Here is a 2,677-nt window from a genome sequence, read left to right on the forward strand (position 1 = left end):
TTGCGAACATTGCGAAACGCACTCCTTCTCTTCGGATGCGTATCAACTCGCAATGGCTGATCCCGTCGGCAATGTGGGGCGGCGACACCGCTTACACATTTCCTGCTTTTCTTCCTTGTTCATTCCGGCCATCGGCTCGTCGAGCAGCAAAACTTCAGGCTCGCCCACGAGGGCGCGCGCAAGGCCGACCCGCTTTTGAATGCCGTAAGACAAGTTTTCCACAATCGTGTCTTGATACTGTTCAAGACCAAGAAAACGGATCGCCTCTTCTGATCTGGCGCGAAAGGCGTCTGTCTCTTTGCGCGCGACGGGCAAATGCAGCACATGCTGCAAGAAATTGGTCTGTGCCTTGCGCGAAAGGCCCGTCATGACATTGTCGATGACGGACATCTTTTCAAACAGGGCATTGTTCTGGAACATACGCCCGATGCCGCGTTGGGCGATTTCAACCGGCGTCAAACCGACAAAGCTCTGCCCGTTAAAACTGAGCGACCCGGAATCGGGCCTGTAGACGCCATTCAGGATGTTCAGCAAAGAGCTCTTGCCGGCGCCGTTTGGCCCGATCAGCGAACAGATTTCGTGCCTGCAGACTGAAAATGACAGAGCATTGATGGCCTTCACGCGCTGGAAAGAGAGCGAGATGTCACTGATCTCCAGCATGACATCCGTGGGCTGACCAGCGGCGCTCATCGCGCGCGCTCCGCCAAAGCGTCACCAGCCGAAAGGGCGAGAAATGTTGCCTTGGTGATGTGAAGTTCGCTTAGAATCGGCCCGCCCTCCCAGCGATGGATTCAATTTCTGTACCGTTCGGTCGGTATGCTGTCAGAAAGGCCTGTGAGGTGTCAAGAAATTTATTACTCTAAAATTTTCTTTAAAAACAGATTTTTACAATAACAATGGCCAAAGATAACTTGAATATCAACGCGGTATAGCAGGACATAATCTCGCTTCTCCGTACCGTTCGGTCGAGTTGAACCTTGAAACACTCCTGCAAAAGTGCCACCATAGGCTTGGCACCACCTAAACGTTGGTTCACCCTTCAAACGATGAAGGCTCAAACGGGAGCGGAAAACTGAAAGAAACGAGTAAATCAGACAGCATCCGCACCTCGGCTGCGATGCTTTTTGCACAAAAGGGGTATAGTGCTGTTGGCGTCGCCGAGCTTGGCGAAGTAACGGGCCTTGGTCGAGGCGCGCTGTACCATCATATCAAAAGTAAAGAAGACCTCCTTTTCGATATCTCATCGAGATACATCAAGAAACTGATAGAAGACGGCCGCGAGATTTCAGCGCGCGAGCTTGACCCAGTCCGGCGGATTGAGTTGCTGAGCAAGGCGATGATCGGCGTTGTGTATAATCACCTGCCCGAGATGACCGTCTGCTTTCGCGAGATCCATGCGCTCTCAGGTGAGCGGCACCGTACCGTCGCCCAGTACCATTACGAATATCAGCAGATCTGGGAAGATGCGATCTCGATGGGTGTCGCCCAAGGCAAATTTAGGCCAATCGAAAAAGTTGCGATCAAAGGTATAATGGGAATGTTTTTCTACAGCTTCCTTTGGCTCAATCCGAACGGACGGCAAACCGCCGATGAAGTGGGCGAAGCGTTTTGCGATTTCATAATCAATGGACTGCGGGCCCAAAACCCACAGTAGAAGACTGAAGTGAGGACGCGCGCGGCAAAACCGCGCGCAGACTTTGTCTGCCCACTTAACCTTCTTTCCGTGCTATTTTCGGGAAGGAGGAACCACCCATGGGACGATCATCGACAGCAAAGAAAGCTGCGCCGCGTGATACCGCCACCAAGCTTGCTCAGCAGCGCCTGAGCGTTCTGGAGCTGGCAAGGGAACTCGGCAACGTGGCCGAGGCGTGCCGCCAGCGGGACATGGACCGTAACCGTCTGGTCTGCCCGCTCTGCCGCCATTTGAAGGATAGTGATAATGTCCATTTTCGATAATGGACATCTTGAGGCGGTTTATGGCTGGGAAGAAGGGTCAGAAGAAGCGGTTTTGGTCGGATGATGAGAAGCGCTCGATTTGTGCGCAGACGACAGTGCCGGGCGTGTCTGTGGCGCAGGTTGCACGTCGATATGCGATGAATGCCAATCTGATCCACAATTGGCTGAAAGACCTACGGTTTGCGCCGGAACCCGAGATTGTTGAACCTGATTGCCACGGTGGCTTTCTTCCGGTTGAGATCGAAGGGGCGGTCGCTGTTCCATTGGTTGAAGACACGAGCGACGTGGATTCGGTTGTTTCGGCTCAGCGGGTTGATATCACCTTGTCGGATGGTCGGCGGATTTTGGTGGAAGGTCCGACGGCATTGTCTGGCGTTCTGGCGTTGGTCGAGGGGTTGATGGCGTGATCCGGGTTCCGGCCAACACGCGGGTTTGGCTTGCAGTTGGTGTCACTGACATGCGCAAGCAGTTCAACGGTCTGTCGGCCCTGGCCGAGAGTGTACTGAAGCAAGACCCATACTCTGGACATCTGTTTGTGTTTCGCGGCCGCCGGGGCGATCTGGTGAAGATCGTATGGTGGGATGGTCAAGGGGCATACATGTTCTCCAAGCGTCTTGAGAAGGGCAAATACGTTTGGCCGGCAGCATCAGATGGCAAGGTCACAGTGACCCCGGCGCAATTGTCGATGCTGCTGGAGGGAATTGATTGGCGCGCGCCGCGG

General features: G+C 54.1%; 4 protein-coding genes and 1 pseudogene. 4 read left to right on the top strand and 1 reads right to left on the bottom strand.

Annotated features, from left to right (window positions below):
• Positions 1 to 42 precede the first annotated feature (42 nt).
• Complete coding sequence (locus C8N32_RS14625; protein WP_107893697.1) at positions 43 to 690, bottom strand: ABC transporter ATP-binding protein; 648 nt, start codon at positions 688 to 690, stop codon at positions 43 to 45.
• A 337-nt stretch (positions 691 to 1,027) separates the two neighbouring features.
• On the opposite strand from C8N32_RS14625, the gene C8N32_RS14630 reads away from it, so the two are divergent.
• The 4 genes and pseudogenes from C8N32_RS14630 to tnpB all read left to right on the top strand — a co-directional run.
• Positions 1,028 to 1,654, top strand: coding sequence for a TetR/AcrR family transcriptional regulator (locus C8N32_RS14630; RefSeq protein ID WP_211309721.1), 627 nt, complete (start codon positions 1,028 to 1,030; stop codon positions 1,652 to 1,654).
• 98 nt (positions 1,655 to 1,752) lie between these two features.
• Positions 1,753 to 1,893 (top strand): annotated as a pseudogene (locus C8N32_RS14635) (IS481 family transposase); the annotation flags it as partial.
• Between the two features lie 83 nt (positions 1,894 to 1,976).
• Positions 1,977 to 2,363, top strand: coding sequence for an IS66-like element accessory protein TnpA (tnpA, locus tag C8N32_RS14640; protein ID WP_107893700.1), 387 nt, complete (start codon positions 1,977 to 1,979; stop codon positions 2,361 to 2,363).
• The coding region (gene tnpB, locus C8N32_RS14645; RefSeq protein ID WP_107893699.1) for an IS66 family insertion sequence element accessory protein TnpB at positions 2,360 to 2,677 on the top strand (318 nt) is incomplete at its 3' end. The genes tnpA and tnpB, both read left to right, overlap by 4 nt.

Source organism: Rhodovulum imhoffii (assembly GCF_003046545.1).
Classification (GTDB): Bacteria; Pseudomonadota; Alphaproteobacteria; order Rhodobacterales; family Rhodobacteraceae; genus Rhodovulum; species Rhodovulum imhoffii.

Coding starts and splice junctions, on each gene's coding strand:
- C8N32_RS14625 (WP_107893697.1), bottom strand. CDS start 690: ATGAGCGCCGCTGGTCAGCCCACGGATGTCATGCTGGAGATCAGTGAC.
- tnpA (WP_107893700.1), top strand. CDS start 1,977: ATGGCTGGGAAGAAGGGTCAGAAGAAGCGGTTTTGGTCGGATGATGAG.